Raw genomic sequence first — 14,531 nt, 5'->3', positions numbered from 1 at the left:
AACTTTCCAAAATGTTTAAGGTAGTACAATGAGTGAACTTACAGGAAAATGGTCTGAAGGATACAGATTATTCCAAGTTTCTGAATGGGTACTATGTTGAAGTACTTTTGGGCCATTCTTTACAAAAATATAATCAATATGTCGATCTTTTTGCTCTGCCTTGAATCCATTAAATGAGCTATATGGGCCATAGTGTCCATTTTGGCTAATTTTCTCTGCATCAATTACCCGATTAGGATTGTTTGAATCAACCAACAATTGAATAGGTTCTTCATCGGGTGTCGCATTGAAATCACCCATTAATATTGTTGGGAAATTTTTGCCAATTTCTTGAATTTTTTTCAAAACTAATTTTGAACTTTCTCTTCGTGCTACTTTTCCTAAGTGATCAAAATGGGTATTAAAAACAAAAAATACTTTTTTTGTTTTTAATTCTTGGAATTTACCCCAGGTTACAACCCTTCTGCAAGCTGCATCCCAGCCAAACCCTACTTTCTCACAAGAATCAGAAAGCCAAAAAGTTGCTTGATCAATTAACTTTATTTTTTTTGAATTGTACATCAATGGAGAAAATTCGCCAGCCTCTTTTCCATCATCTCTTCCTCTTCCAAACCATTTATAGTCGGGCAATTGTTGTTCCATATCTTTTATTTGATGTACAAATGCCTCTTGCATGCCTAAAATATCAACTTGATGGTATTTTACCAGCTCTGCACAATGTTCTTTTCTGTAAGGCCATTGATTAATTCCATCATCTTTTGTGTCCAAACGAATATTGAAAGTCATGAATTTGGTTTGGGCAATGCTTTGGCTCGGCAGAAGGTAGAAGGTTGTAATTAGTAGATAGAGGAGAGCGGGTAGAAGTTTTTTGTATAGGCTTAAAACCTGTGGTACAACTTTGTTATGAGCGTCATTAGCAATTACAAAGTCAGTCTCTTGTGAGTTTTGATAATTTTTATCTTGTAATTCAATTAGTTTCATAGCCTCTTCAGGTTTAAGGTTTCTTTTTATTAATCGACTTATTCTAGTCTCATTACTGCAAGTTATTGAAATTATTTTTTGAATAAATTCGGGTTTAGATGCCTTTGTTAGTAAAGCAGACTCGTATAATGCAAAAGGGATTGACTTCGGAAGGTTTGCTTGGAATTCCATTGCTTTTTTTCTAACTGCAGGATGCACGATTTGGTTTAGTTCAAGTCTAAAATTGTCGTTTTGAAGAATTTTTGATCTGATGAATGCACTTTGGTAATTGCCTGATTGATCATAAGAATCTGGTCCAAATAAATCAATGATTTGCTTTTTAATTTGCTTATCCTGTTCAATTAAATTCTTTGCGACTTGGTCGGAGTTGAAAACAGGAATTCCCAAACAAGAAAAAATCCGACAAATGAGTGATTTGCCGGATCCAATTCCGCCTGTGATACCAATCATCGGTTTCAGGCTGTTGTTATTCATCTTATTCTTCAGTTAATCTACCAGATGCATCTTTGGAGATAGCAGATTTTTCAAATACTAAACGAACCCCTTTAGAAGAATCAACTTCTACCAAGATAGTTTTTTCTCTAACAGTAACAATAGTTCCGTGTACTCCTCCAATGGTTACAACTTTGTCGCCAGATTTCAATTCTTCGATAAATTTCTTCGTTTCTTTCGCCTTTTTTTGTTGTGGACGAATCATAAAGAAATAGAAAACTACAAAAATTCCGCCAAAAAGGATTAATTGTGTTACTTGTGGACTTGCTTGTAATAAGATCATTTGCATTTAATTATTGGGTAAAACATCTAATTTAAAACTTACCTGATTATCCATGGGTAGGGTGTTGCAGTAAGCTGTTATGGTTTTTGAATTTTTTCCGATTCTGCCAAGGCTATTGAATTTGATTCGGATGTATCCTTTCTTTCCGGGTTGAATAACATCTTTTGACCACTTAGTACTTGTGCAGCCACATGATGTATTTACAGAAATAATTTTCAAAGGTAAATTTCCTCTATTTTTAAAGTGAAAGGTATGAAACAAACTATCCCCTTCTTTTACTTTTCCTAAATAGACCGAAGGTTGATCGAAAACCATTTGAGGTTTTTTTTCAAGAGTCGGTTGTAATTCAATGGGAATAGAAGATTCCGTTGAACTAGGCGTTTCTTTTTGCTTGTTTTCACAAGAAATAATTCCAAAGGTGAAAAGAAGTAAAAAAAGCCTTGCCTTCATTGGTTATTTTGCCTTGATTTGAGTCATTAATTTCTCAACATCCTCTAACAATTTTTCGGCTTTTTCTTTTGTTTCAGAAATTACTTTCTTGCCCTCAGATTTTGCAAGCGTTTCAGGAATTTCTTTTCCTTCTACCAAATCATTGATCAAGTTTTTTAATTGATCTCTGTATTTGTTTAAAGAAAAGTATAATTTCCCACGCGTATTTTCTCCTTTGTCAGGTGCATATAAAATACCTAAAATTGCTCCAGTTGCTGCCCCTGTAAGAAATGCTAAAAAAACTTTAGATGACTTGTTCATAATTATTTACTGGCTATGTCGATTAATCCTCGACCTGATTTTTTAATTATTTTTTCATTCAACAATTTGGCCGAAAGCACATCAAGAACACCGTTGATGAACAATCCGGATTTTGGAGTTGAATAGTTTTTTGCTAATTCAATATACTCGTTGATACTTACTTTTACTGGAATACTTGAAAAATGAATCATTTCTGCCAAAGCCATTTTCAAAATGATAAAATCGGTGGTCGCTAAACGCTCAGATTCCCAATTTTGAGTTTGTCCTGAAATCCATTTTTCAAATTCAACTTCTCCTTTTAATGTTTCTAAAAATAAGGTTTTGAAATAAACCTCATCTTCATCCCATTGCAAAGCAATATCTTGAATTTTTAAATCTTCTAATGCCTCAGCTTTAAAAGTTTTCGATGTCAAACTTTTTATAACATCTTTATTCAAATGCCAATTTAAGTCTTTTTCCTCGAAATATTCTGTCATCATAGGATGTTTTAACAGAAAATTTTTAATGAGGTAAATCAGAAATTCAGAATCCTTGTGAAAATCTTTTCCTGCATTAGGTAAATAGTCTAGAAACGCTTCATCTGGTAATATGCCATCGATAAATAGTTTTTTGATTAAATTCTCTTCTTCTTCATCCCAGCCAATTTGGTATTTTTTGAATTCATTTTGCAATTCAACCCATTTTGGAAGGATGGCTAAAATTTTATTTTTGGCAAAACCTGCTGTTTTAACTGGACTTTCCAACAACCTTCTGTTTTCATCCCAAATGGCAATTTGAGCCAATTCTTGAATAAAATAAATCTGTTTTAAATACCTGCGATATATTTGATGAACCTCATCCATCATTTCTGACAAAATCCTTGTTTGAAGTTTAGGGATATCGTTTTGGTAATTTTGAAAGGCAGTGCTCGCTGCTAAATACGATTCTTTTGGAATTTCTTCGGAATTGGAAACCTCATTGAAAAATTCGGATAGTTGAAGAGAGGCTAATTTTTTTAGGCCTTCTAACTTTGGCATTTGATCTTCCTTGGCAATCATTAAGGATAAATCTGGTAAAAATGCATCATCTAATGCATCAAATGCCATTTGATGTCTGGCGCGTTCTTGCGTGTAGTAAGAATATAAAGCCTGAAATGCTTTTATTCTAAGTATTCTTCTGTTAATCATCCGAAAAGAAAGAGCGTTTAATTTGAATCACAAAGTTAAACATTTTCTGTGAGAAACATCCTATCTTTGCATGAAATCAAATTATGGGTTCTTTAGCGCATTTAAATAAATATTTTTGGAAGTATAAATGGCTCCTTTTTTTAGGAATCTTTTTTACTTTTTGCTCCAATTTTTTTGGAGTAGTTCCTGCTCAATTGGTGCGATATGCTTTAAATTTGGTCACAGAAACCATCGGCGTTTATTTCCTATTTAAGGGTTTTTCTTTACAAACAGCCTTTTATGAGGTTTTCGCTTCTGCATTACTTTTTTATGGTTTGTTGATTATTTGCATGGCCTTTATGAAGGGGTTTTTCCTTTTTTTGGTTCGACAAACAATAATTGTGATGTCGCGACACATCGAATATGACCTTAAAAATGAAATTTACGAACATTACCAAACTTTGCCTCTTTCATTTTATCGTAAACAAAATACGGGCGATTTAATGGCACGTATTTCAGAGGACGTAAGCAAGGTACGCATGTATGTGGGTCCAAGTATTATGTACGGGATGAATCTGATTTCTGTCTTTATTTTAGTTATTTACTATATGTACCACGTAAATCAAACTTTGATGTGGTATGTTTTACTACCCTTGCCATTTCTTTCAATTAGTATTTATTATGTTAATTCTTTAATCATCAAAAAGTCGGAGGAAATCCAAAAAGGACTTTCATCAATTTCCACTTTTGCCCAAGAAGCATTCTCTGGAATTCGAGTTTTGAAGTCATTTGTTCGTGAAGACAATTCCATAAAAGATTTTGATTCGGCTTCTGCACATTATCGTAAAAAATCAATTGATTTAGTAAAAATCGATTCACTTTTTACGCCTTTGATCTCCCTTTTAGTTGGATTTTCAACTTTATTGGTTGTGTTTATCGGTTCCAAGGAAGTAATGGCCGGACAAATTTCCATTGGAAATATTGCAGAGTTCATCATGTATGTGTTCATGCTGACTTGGCCTGTGACTGCCTTGGGCTGGACTTCTTCACAAATTCAACGCGCAGCAGCATCTCAGCAAAGAATAAACGAGTTTTTGAATTACCAATCTGAATTGGTAGATGGAAAAGGTTTAAAACAGGTAATTGTAGGAAATTGGAAATTTGAAAATGTGTCATTTACCTATCCTGGGACAGATATTGAGGTTTTACATAATTTGAATTTTGAAATTAAAGCAGGAGATTCTGTAGCCATTTTGGGTACTACTGGTTCTGGTAAATCTACATTGGCCTTGTTGATGGGTAGATTTTATGATCCAAGTTCTGGAATAATCTATTTGGATGGAATCAATTTGAAAGATTGGGATATGCAGTATTTGCGTAACAATTTAGGTTTTGTTCCACAAGATGTCTTTCTGTTTTCTACAAGTATTGCTGATAATATCAAATTTGGAAATGAAGCTTTAGGTCAAGAGCAAATTGAAAATGCTGCAGAATTAGCGGATGTGCATGAAAATATTATCGATTTCCCACAACAGTATGAGACTATTTTGGGAGAAAGGGGAGTTACTCTTTCTGGAGGACAAAAACAACGTGTTTCAATTGCTAGAGCGCTCGCAAAAAATCCAGAAATGTTGGTTTTAGATGATTGTCTTTCAGCTGTTGACACACATACTGAGCATCAAATTCTTAGTAATTTGAAAAAAGTTTTGGATGGAAAAACTTCCGTAATAATTAGTCACAGAGTTTCATCTGCAAAATTAGCTAAACAAGTTTTAGTTTTAGATCAAGGTTCAATTGTGGAAAAAGGCACTCACACCAAATTAATGAGTCAAAAGGGAGCTTATTTTGAACTTTACCAAAAACAATTAGAACAAACTAATTAACCAAAGTTCCACTCAAGCGAATCAATTCAATTTCAGCTGATTTTGCATTGAACTTAGCCTCAATTAATCGGGTTTCAGCTGCAACAGCATTTCTTTGCACTTCTCTAAGTTCATAAGAGGTAGCAAAACCAACTTTGTAACGGTCAAAAGCGATGTCGATATTTTGTTTGGCAATCAGGTAATTTTCGTTTTCTAATTGAATTAAATTCAAAGCATTTTGATAGGTTTGATAGGTTCTTTCTAGTGTAGAAACCAAATTGTTTCTTAAGTCCTGATACTGCATCTCTGCTATTTCAGCATTGATTTTAGCATTTTGGATTTTGCGTTTCTGATTTGAACCATCAAAGATGTTTATTGTAGCTCTTAAGCCATAATTAAACACATTGCTAATACCTTTTTCTACTCCAAAACCTGCACCATTTTTAACTTGTGAAGTATTGTATCCAGTTACTAAATCAATTTGTGGGTGTTGTTGGGTTTTCAATAAATCAATATCGTTTTGTACAATTGTTTTATTGATTAAAGAAGATATAATTTGAGGGTTTTGACTTAATGCCTGTGTTTTTAATTCTTCTAAATTTAATTTCGGCATTAAATCTATATTGGGTAAAATAGAGATTCCAGTATGTAAATCTCTTACCAATAAATTGTTAAAGCCAATATTGGTATTTTTCAAGGTTTGCTCTTGAGCTAATAATGCTGCTTTATCCTCATTAAAATCTACTTGAGCGGAATAAAAATCGACCTTTGACCCTTGTCCAACTTCGAATCGATCTTTGGCTAATTTCAAGCGGTCTTCTGAAATTTCTAACCCTTTTTTGAAGTTATTTAGGCGTAAATTTTGGCGAATTATTTCGTAATATCCTGTGCTAATTTGAGCAATTAAACCTTCAATAGTTCCTTCTGTTTGCTTAGTACCTAATTTTTCTAATTCTCTTAGGCGATTTCTTAAAACAAACATTCCTTTACCATCGTACAAGGTCCAGGCCATCGTAACTCCCGCAGCACTGTTGTTCGATTCCACGCCTGTTTGCACTAAAGGGGCACGTAGGCCTCCAAAAAAGGATTGGTCAATACCTGAAATGGTATAATTTAAATTACTTGTACCTGTGATGGTTGGTAAAAATCCCGCATTACCTAATGTATTATCATTTTTAGCTTGGTCCTCTTTCTTTTTCGATATTTTTATGGAATACTGATTTTGTAAACCGATTTGTATAGCATCTTCAAGGCTTAAATTTTGCGCATTTGAAAATTGGAAACCGATGATATATATAAATAGAAAAACAAATAGGCGAACGTTAAATTGTTTCATAATTAAGGCTTAAAAGACATAGTAAATACAAACTTAAGCAAATTGTGGTAAATTTAACTTTTATTACCCTATAAAAGCCTATAAGAAGTGAAAATCTCTCATTTGTATATTTATCCAATCAAATCTCTAGCTCCAGTTGCTTTACAAGAAGCTGAAATTTGGCAATTGGGATTGAAGGGGGACAGAGAAATGATGCTGGTAGATACAAATGGAAAATTTATTACCCAACGAACTCGACCTGAATTAACCCGTTTTGAAGTTTTTCTGAAGGGACCTACGGTGGTTGTAAAAGATAAAATTTCTGAACAAACTTTAGAAATTGAATTTGAGGATTTCAATAATCATTTAGAAACGGTACAAATTTGGGATGACGAAGTGAACCAAGTTCTATTAAATGCAAAGGCAAGTTTTTGGTTTTCAGAGGTTTTGAGTGAAAAAATGTTTTTGGTGAAAATGAATTACAATTACAACCGAACAATTTCTCAAAAACATATTACAGAATATTCAAATTTTACCTCATTTGCAGATTCTTTGCCCATTTTATTGTGTACTTCAGCATCTTTTAAAGAAGTTGAAAAAGATTTTGGGACATTTGATTGGTTACGATTTAGACCCAATATTATTGTGGAAAATGACTTGGGTTTTGAAGAAGATTCCTGGGATGTCATTGAAATCAGTAATTTGGTATTACAAAATAAAAAATGTTGTGCTCGTTGTAATTTGATCAATTTGGATCCACAAACTGCCGTTTTAGACAAAACTTTCTTAGGTAAGTTAAGTAAGTACAGGACGGTGAATCATAAGGTGAATTTTGGAATCCAAATTGTACCACAATCTGGTGGGCATGTAAAAATAGGCGATAGGGTACAGGTGAAATCTTTTAAAGATGCGTTGGTATAAAATCTTACATCATTGGTCGGTAGATGTGGGCATTGGTGCTGTATTATTTCAAATTTATTTTCATAAAATTTTAAAAGGGCAATTACCAGAAAAAGAGTTGTCAATAGCTCTTTTTTTAGGTTTATGGCTTATTTATTTGCTAGATCGAAAAATTGATGTGAGTATTTTCCCTATTACAGATCAGCGACATTTGAATCAGCAAAAATCTCAATGGACCTTTTGGATGTTGGTGGTGGGAATTGGGATTAGTTTGGCATTCGTACTTTTTCTTCTGCCTCAGGAGGTTATTTGTCAGGGAATAATTCTGTCCATTGGAATAGCTTTTTATTGGTTGGCTACAATATTTAAATGGTTTAACAAGTATCTAAAAAAAGAATTTTTTACGGCTCTCTTTTATGCACTTGGAATTTTTATTCCTTTTCAAATGGGATTTAATAATTTACTTCTTATTCTTTTGGTTCTACTATTTTTATTAGTTTTTCATCATCTTAAATTGTTTTTATATTTTGCTCAACCAGAAAATAAGGTTCAAAATAGACTAATCATTTCACTTGAATTTTTGATAGTTGGCTTACTAATTTCTTTGATTATTTATTCAAATTTTAGTTTTTGGCAAGTCCTGCCTCTCACAATAACTTTAGGAGTTCAATTGATAATTCATTATTTTTATCCTAATTTAAAAATGCGTGGTTTGGCCGAGATTGCCTATTGGTCACCAATTATTTACCTTATTTATGACATTTTTTGAAAACAAAGATCCTTATGCTGCCTTAAAGTTTCCAGAATTTAGGGCCTTTATTGTGGGTAATTCTGTTTTCACAATGGCATTATTAATGCAGGAGGTGATTTTATCTTATGAAATTTATAAGATTACGCATAATCCATTAGCACTTGGACTAATCGGATTGGCAGAAGTGGTGCCCTATATTTGTTTGGCCTTGTTTGGAGGACATTTTGCCGATACCCGAGATAAGAAACGAATCCTGCAAATCAGTTTGAGTTTTATTATTTTAGGCTCATTTATATTACTTTATTCTGCCAATGAATTGGTGAGTACAGATACCCAGTTTCACATTTATGCAATTTATTTTGTGATATTCTTGATCGGTTTGTCAAAAGGATTCTTTTCACCTGCAGCTTCTTCTTTAAACCCTTTTTTAGTTCCCAAGGAAGTGTTTGCCAATGCAGCCACTTGGAATAGTTCTTTTTGGCAGGTTGGGGCCATCATGGGTCCTGGTATGGCAGGATTTTTATACGCTTGGATTGGACTTTCAGGGTCCCTTTGGGTAGTTATTGCCTTGCTTTTTGTAGTCATGGCTTGTATTACCTTTATTGCAAAAAAACCTATTCCTCCCAAAAAACAAAGCCATGAAACGATTTGGCAAAGCTTAAAGGAAGGAATCCAATTTGTATTTAAAACAAAAATTATTCTGTATGCGATTTCTTTGGATTTGTTTTCCGTTTTGTTCGGTGGGGTAGTGGCTATTTTACCCATTTTTGCTGAAGATATTTTAAAAGTAGGTGCTGAGGGATTGGGTATTTTACGTGCGGCGCCATCTTTGGGAGCTGTTTCAACTATGGCATTTATGATTTATTACCCACCTTTGAAAAAAGCTTGGAGAAATTTATTGTTGGCTATTTTTGGATTCGGAATAGCAACTTTGGTTTTTGCGCTCTCTACCAATTTTGTATTGACAGTTGTTGCACTTTTCCTAACAGGAGCTTTTGATTCGGTTTCTGTGGTTATCCGACAAACCGTTTTACGATTTTATACACCAGACGAAATGCGTGGTCGTGTATCGTCAGTTAATGGCATTTTTGTAAGTTCATCCAATGAACTTGGAGCCTTTGAATCGGGATTGGCTGCAAAACTATTGGGTACCATCCCATCTGTTGTAGTCGGGGCAATCACAACCTTAACCTTAGTTAGTATTGTGGCCTTTAAATCAAAGGAATTGTTTGCTTTACGTGTTGATAAAAAAGTAGGGGAAGAGTAATTATTTCCCCCAATTTGTAAAATATTCAATCAATTGATTGAATTGATTTTTTACCTCAACTATTTCTGATAGAACCTCAATTTTCGAAGTGTTAGTCCCTAAAAACGCTGGGAAAAGTTCGAAATCAAATGTTTTATGAATTGTTTGTCCTTCCTTTTTTCCAGGTGTTTCTGTAACAATTTGAATGTCTAATTGTTGCGGTTCGTGGCTCGACTTATTCCAGGTTTGAATTTTTGAAATATGAGTTTTGGGGATTTCTAATTTTTCCAAAATTTCATTTCCTCGAGTATGGATGCTTAAAATATGTTGATCAGATACCAACAAAAAACTAATGCGCTCATTGCCTGATTTACTCGAAAAGTAGTCGCCAATTGATTGGAAAATGCTTCTTTTAGGTAATTTTTGAATAGCAATTCCTATTAAATTACCACTTAATTCTGTTTTTAAAATGGATAGGGAAGTAGGTATATAAGTCATATGTATAATTTCAGCACAATTTATAATCTAATTTTTGGTTTTGAAAATTCAAAATGTTTTGCAAACTCCATCAACCATTCATGCAAGGCATAAAATCCATCTTTTTTGAGAGTGTAAAATACAAATTGCCCTTTTTTTTCAGCATCTATTAAATTAGATTGTTTTAAAATCTCTAAATGATGCGAAATACTTGGTTTAGAAATTGAAAATTGCTTTGCAATTTCTCCCGCATTTTTTGGGCCTTCCACTAAAAATTGAAGAATTTCTCTTCGTGTCCCATCATTCAAACCTTTTATGATTGCTTCCATATTATTTAAATAGTTAAGCAAATATCTAAATTATTTTTAAAAAATCAATAGGCAGTATCTGCTTTTCTATAGGCTTGTATCAAGGCTTGCTCTCCTTCTTTGCCTGCTATCGAGTTGCCATGTTCCATCCCGAGTACTCCCTGGTAATTTTTCTTGCGTAGCCAATCGAAAATTTTGCCATAATTTACTTCTCCGGTGCCTGGTTCTTTACGTCCAGGATTATCACCAATTTGAATATAGGCTATTTCATCCCAGCATTGCTCCATCATTTTTATTAAATTTCCTTCATTTCTTTGCATGTGGTAAATGTCGAACAAGGTTTTGCATGCAGTGCTTCCTACTGCTTTGCAGATTTCAAAGGATTGATCAGAATGACGTAGAAACAGGTCTGGGTTGTCGCTAAGAGGTTCTAAAACCATGCTAACTTGATGGGGTTCAAAGATTTCAGCAGCTCTTTTGAGATTTTCAATGACGTTTCCCGTTTGAATACCCATTGGTAATTCGCGGGTAAAATTACCAGGCACAACGGTCATCCATTTAGCATTTACCCTTTTTGAAGTTTCTACCGCTTGATGGCATGCAGCCAAGAATTTATTAGTCCATTCTTTTTTTCCGGTTGTCATGTGCGATTTGTCGAAAAAGCCATCAAATTTAACAACGAAAACCCCCATTTTCATATCTAATTTAGCTAGGGTTTCTCCAATTTTGGTTTGCATTTCAATTGGTCGTTCCATCATTTCATTATCTTCTAAAGCGCGGAATCCCATTTCATGCATGAATTTCAATTGGTCGATCAGGTTTTCTCCAGCTGAATTTTTAAACATTCCGAAATGAGGAGCGTAATTGAGGGAAAAAGTTTTTTCAGCCAAAACGTTTGCCTTCGTTTCAAAACTTCCCAATAGAGGAAGTAAACCAGCTCCAGATAATATTTTAGAAAAATCTCTTCTGTTCATCTTATTTCTTTTTTAAACTTGATAAATATTCAACTAAATCAACTAATTCTTGGGTTTTGATTCCATCGGCTAATCCGGCAGGCATCATAGACTCTTCCATCATTTTCATCGATTTTATTCCGGATGTTTTGATCCTTTGTTGGGTACCGCCTGGTAATTTTAATACAATATCTGTTTCATTTTTAGAAAGGATTAATCCTTGGAAAGCATCTCCATTTTTCATTTGAATATCAAAGCCTTCAAAACCAAATCCAATACCCGCATTTGGATGCAAAATGGATAAGTACATTCCTTCTTTGGATAATTTAGAACCAATTTCAGAAAGTTTAGGTCCAAAATCGGTGCCTTTTTCGTTTACTTGGTGACACATAGCACAAAGGTTTACAAACGTTTCAATACCTTTTGCAGCATTACCAGTCATTTTTACCATGTCTGCAATGGCTGGGTGATTGGTCTTAGGTAGACTTTGTCCAAGGTAGGAATTCGCCTCCATTCTTATAGCCTTTCTCCATGCTCTTGATAAACTTTCGACCACTGACGGAATGTGTTTTTCCGGTATTTTTTTGTCCTTCAAATAGGATAACACGGTTTCTTCTAATGGATATGAATTGCCTATTCGCTTTGCAGCTTCTCGTTGGATTTCAAAACTTAATTTTGGATTGGTAATAGCTCCAAATAACAAGGCCAAAGATTGTGGTTTTCCAACACTTTTCACTGCATCTATGATCGTTTTTTTGTCATTTTCAGATGCTTTATCAAAAGTATTTTGAAGGAAATTTCCTGCTCCAATTTCATACATTACTTGAGCAGCTTTTGGTTGTTGGTTTCCTTTTAGAATATAATCCAATACTTTCGGTTTTTCTGTTTCTAGTTTGTATTTTAAAACTAGATCAAGGTATTCAACGTCTTTTGTTTGCTGAATCAAACCTTGTAAGACAGAAAGTTTGTTTGGATTTTCAGTAAAATAATTAGGGTCTAAATGTTTCAAGCAAAGCATTTGGGCTTTTAAGTCTTTGGCAAATCTACCTTGAATTAATTTGACTAATTCGTTTGACTTTTCTTTGCTCTCGTTGAAATCTAAGGCTCTAAAATAAGCCAATTTGCTGTCGGTATCTTGATTGTTTTCTAGAATTGCTAATAAGTAGGGAAGAGATTTGCTTCCTCTTGAGCGCCAAACGATACCATTGAAAGCAGCTTCTGAAAGCTCATTTTTCTTGCTTAAAACTTTTTCAAATCGTTGGTTCCAATTGCCATCTGCTCCAATTCCCAAGGCTTCTACATACCAACGGTCTGCGCCGTCGTAGCTCAAGGCTAATTGAGACCAAATTTCGTCGGCTAAAGGCTCACCATTATGACGAAGTGCAATGGCTAATTCTCGTTTTACCTGAATATCTGAGTCTGTAACCAGGGCTTTTGCAATATGTTTCCATTTGCCAAATGACAATTGTTTAGCAGCACGAATTGCCGACATTCTCAATTCAGGTACCTCATTTTTTGCTAATTGTTCAATCCTTTCAATACTTGGAGCTAATTGATTTAATACCCAAAAGGCTCTTGCTTTCATTCGTGGATTTGAATCTGTGGCAAGCATATTTTCCAAAGCTAATTTTGCCTCAGTACCTTTTTTTTGTAAGGCCTCAAATGCTAAATATCTACGAGCAAGATTTGGATTTTTCAATTCTTCAATACATTCTGCAACTGTATTCGATTTAAATTCCTTTACATTATAGGAGTGTCCTTTAGGGGCAATTCGATAGATTCTGCCCTTTACTTGGTCGCCCGCTTGGTGTCCTCCCACACCTGGGTCATACCAATCAGATACAAATACCGATCCATCCGGAGCTACACAAACATCAGATGGTCTAAACCACTGGTCTTTTGTGGACCATAGTAAATTTTGTATGCTTGCGGAATAACCTGCACCAGCTTTTTTCACGGGATAGGCGCGCACAACATTTGGTCCAGCATCGCTATGAATCATTTGGTTTTGGAAAACTTCGGGAAGTAAATTTCCCTCATACACAATCATACCAGTTGGAGAACCCGAACCAGTTTGTAATAAATTAGGCATCACACCCGGGTCGTTTAAGTGCCAGTGTTTTAAAGGAACTTCTTTTTCCATATTTGTACGTGAAATGTACCAGCCTTCACCGGTCATTTCATCAACATAGCCATAATTTCCATGTTCGAAAACTGAATTGATACGTACCCCCTTATTTCCATCGTCATCGTTATCTGACTGCCATAAAGCGCCATAGGAATCAACAGCTACCTCATAATTATTTCGGAAATTATGTCCTAAAACTTCCACTTTACTTCCGTCTACGTTACATCTAAATACTAGACCTTGGCGATATTTTTTTTGATTGATAGGGTCCCCATCCTGGTCTAATACAGGTTTTCCTTTCGCATCAAATAATTGTTTGCCTTCATTTCCCATGTTGAAATAAAGCTTGCCATCGGGTCCAAATACAAATGCATGTGCCCCGTGGTCGTGCTGTTCTCCGCCAATTCCTTGAAATAGTATTTCTTTTCTGTCGGCCTTCCCATCTCTATTGTCATCGTACATTTTCCAGATGTATGGACTTTGTGAAACAATGACCATATTGTCTAAAACTGCAATTCCCAAAGGAGCATTTAGGTCTTTTGATTGATAAAAAACGGTTTTTTTATCTGCTTTGCCATCTTTGTCGGTATCTTCTAAAATCAATATTCGATCACCTTCCGGATTGGTTGGATTTCCATTGATAGCCGGACGATAATTGTATGCCTCAAGTACCCAAATTCTACCCTGTGCATCAACTTCTATATTAGTTGGATTTTTCAACATAGGCTCCGAGGCAAAAAGGGTAGCTTCTAATCCCGGATAAATTTCTAGTTCCTCTGGACTTTGCTTATGACTTTCAAAGTAATCCTTCCTTAATTCATTGATTAAAGTTGATTTTTGATTGAAAAATGAAAATAAAAGGGCTGAAGTCAACAAAAATGAGGCCAACAAAAGTGACTTCATTTTTACTGAGAAAAATGATTTTTTCATTTAAATAGGT

14 protein-coding genes are annotated in these 14,531 nt (G+C 34.6%); 4 read left to right on the top strand and 10 right to left on the bottom strand.

From position 1 onward, the window contains the following. Window positions 1-15: 15 nt before the first annotated feature. Genes coaE through nusB form a run of 5 tightly spaced genes read right to left on the bottom strand, consistent with a single transcriptional unit; the run spans window position 16 to window position 3,672 of the window. On the bottom strand, window positions 16-1,455 hold the full coding sequence (coaE, locus tag EOJ36_RS06780; protein ID WP_127803688.1) for a dephospho-CoA kinase: 1,440 nt from the start codon (window positions 1,453-1,455) through the stop codon (window positions 16-18). 1 nt (window position 1,456) lies between these two features. After that, window positions 1,457-1,756, bottom strand: a complete 300-nt coding sequence (gene yajC / locus EOJ36_RS06775; RefSeq protein WP_317125901.1) for a preprotein translocase subunit YajC — start codon at window positions 1,754-1,756, stop codon at window positions 1,457-1,459. A 6-nt stretch (window positions 1,757-1,762) separates the two neighbouring features. Beyond that, complete coding sequence (locus EOJ36_RS06770) at window positions 1,763-2,206, bottom strand: DUF1573 domain-containing protein (RefSeq protein ID WP_127803685.1); 444 nt, start codon at window positions 2,204-2,206, stop codon at window positions 1,763-1,765. 3 nt (window positions 2,207-2,209) lie between these two features. Continuing rightward, window positions 2,210-2,506 carry a YtxH domain-containing protein gene (locus EOJ36_RS06765; protein ID WP_127803682.1) on the bottom strand — a complete coding sequence of 99 codons (297 nt, stop codon included), beginning with the start codon at window positions 2,504-2,506 and terminating at the stop codon, window positions 2,210-2,212. A 2-nt stretch (window positions 2,507-2,508) separates the two neighbouring features. Beyond that, window positions 2,509-3,672 (bottom strand): transcription antitermination factor NusB, encoded by a 1,164-nt coding sequence (gene nusB / locus EOJ36_RS06760; RefSeq protein WP_127803680.1) that lies wholly within the window; start codon window positions 3,670-3,672, stop codon window positions 2,509-2,511. An 83-nt stretch (window positions 3,673-3,755) separates the two neighbouring features. Between nusB and EOJ36_RS06755 the strand changes: the two genes are divergently transcribed. Continuing rightward, window positions 3,756-5,534, top strand: coding sequence for an ABC transporter ATP-binding protein (locus EOJ36_RS06755; protein ID WP_127803678.1), 1,779 nt, complete (start codon window positions 3,756-3,758; stop codon window positions 5,532-5,534). Here EOJ36_RS06755 and EOJ36_RS06750 read toward each other — a convergent pair. Then, entirely contained in the window at window positions 5,527-6,849 is a 1,323-nt protein-coding gene (locus EOJ36_RS06750; protein WP_127803676.1) for a TolC family protein, read from the bottom strand. The genes EOJ36_RS06755 and EOJ36_RS06750 overlap by 8 nt on opposite strands. Before the next feature lie 87 nt (window positions 6,850-6,936). On the opposite strand from EOJ36_RS06750, the gene EOJ36_RS06745 reads away from it, so the two are divergent. The 3 genes from EOJ36_RS06745 to EOJ36_RS06735 are packed head-to-tail and all read left to right on the top strand — an operon-like array spanning window position 6,937 to window position 9,746. Further along, window positions 6,937-7,749: an MOSC domain-containing protein gene (locus EOJ36_RS06745; protein WP_127803674.1), complete on the top strand. Its 813-nt coding sequence runs from the start codon at window positions 6,937-6,939 to the stop codon at window positions 7,747-7,749. Continuing rightward, window positions 7,736-8,497 carry a hypothetical protein gene (locus EOJ36_RS06740; protein ID WP_127803672.1) on the top strand — a complete coding sequence of 254 codons (762 nt, stop codon included), beginning with the start codon at window positions 7,736-7,738 and terminating at the stop codon, window positions 8,495-8,497. Before EOJ36_RS06745 ends, EOJ36_RS06740 begins: the two co-directional genes overlap by 14 nt. After that, window positions 8,484-9,746, top strand: coding sequence for an MFS transporter (locus EOJ36_RS06735; RefSeq protein WP_127803670.1), 1,263 nt, complete (start codon window positions 8,484-8,486; stop codon window positions 9,744-9,746). The genes EOJ36_RS06740 and EOJ36_RS06735 overlap by 14 nt, the downstream gene beginning before the upstream one ends. Here the strand turns inward: EOJ36_RS06735 and EOJ36_RS06730 are convergent, their stop codons facing one another. From EOJ36_RS06730 to EOJ36_RS06715, 4 genes are read right to left on the bottom strand one after another with little or no spacing between them, the layout of a single operon-like run. Continuing rightward, window positions 9,747-10,223, bottom strand: coding sequence for a hypothetical protein (locus EOJ36_RS06730; RefSeq protein ID WP_127803668.1), 477 nt, complete (start codon window positions 10,221-10,223; stop codon window positions 9,747-9,749). It abuts the gene before it with no gap. Window positions 10,224-10,243: 20 nt separating this feature from the next. Next, a complete protein-coding gene (locus tag EOJ36_RS06725; protein WP_127803667.1) occupies window positions 10,244-10,531 on the bottom strand; it encodes a metalloregulator ArsR/SmtB family transcription factor in 288 nt (95 codons plus the stop codon). 44 nt (window positions 10,532-10,575) lie between these two features. After that, window positions 10,576-11,484, bottom strand: a complete 909-nt coding sequence (locus EOJ36_RS06720) for a hydroxypyruvate isomerase family protein (protein ID WP_127803665.1) — start codon at window positions 11,482-11,484, stop codon at window positions 10,576-10,578. Between the two features lies 1 nt (window position 11,485). Further along, the gene (locus tag EOJ36_RS06715; protein ID WP_127803663.1) at window positions 11,486-14,521 is read right to left on the bottom strand and encodes a PVC-type heme-binding CxxCH protein; all 3,036 of its coding nucleotides are present in this window, start codon (window positions 14,519-14,521) and stop codon (window positions 11,486-11,488) included. Window positions 14,522-14,531 lie beyond the last annotated feature (10 nt).

Origin of the sequence: Sandaracinomonas limnophila (assembly GCF_004005965.1) — a bacterium.
GTDB classification, from domain to species: domain Bacteria; phylum Bacteroidota; class Bacteroidia; order Cytophagales; family Spirosomataceae; genus Sandaracinomonas; species Sandaracinomonas limnophila.
This window is presented reverse-complemented; position numbering and strand designations above follow the sequence as displayed.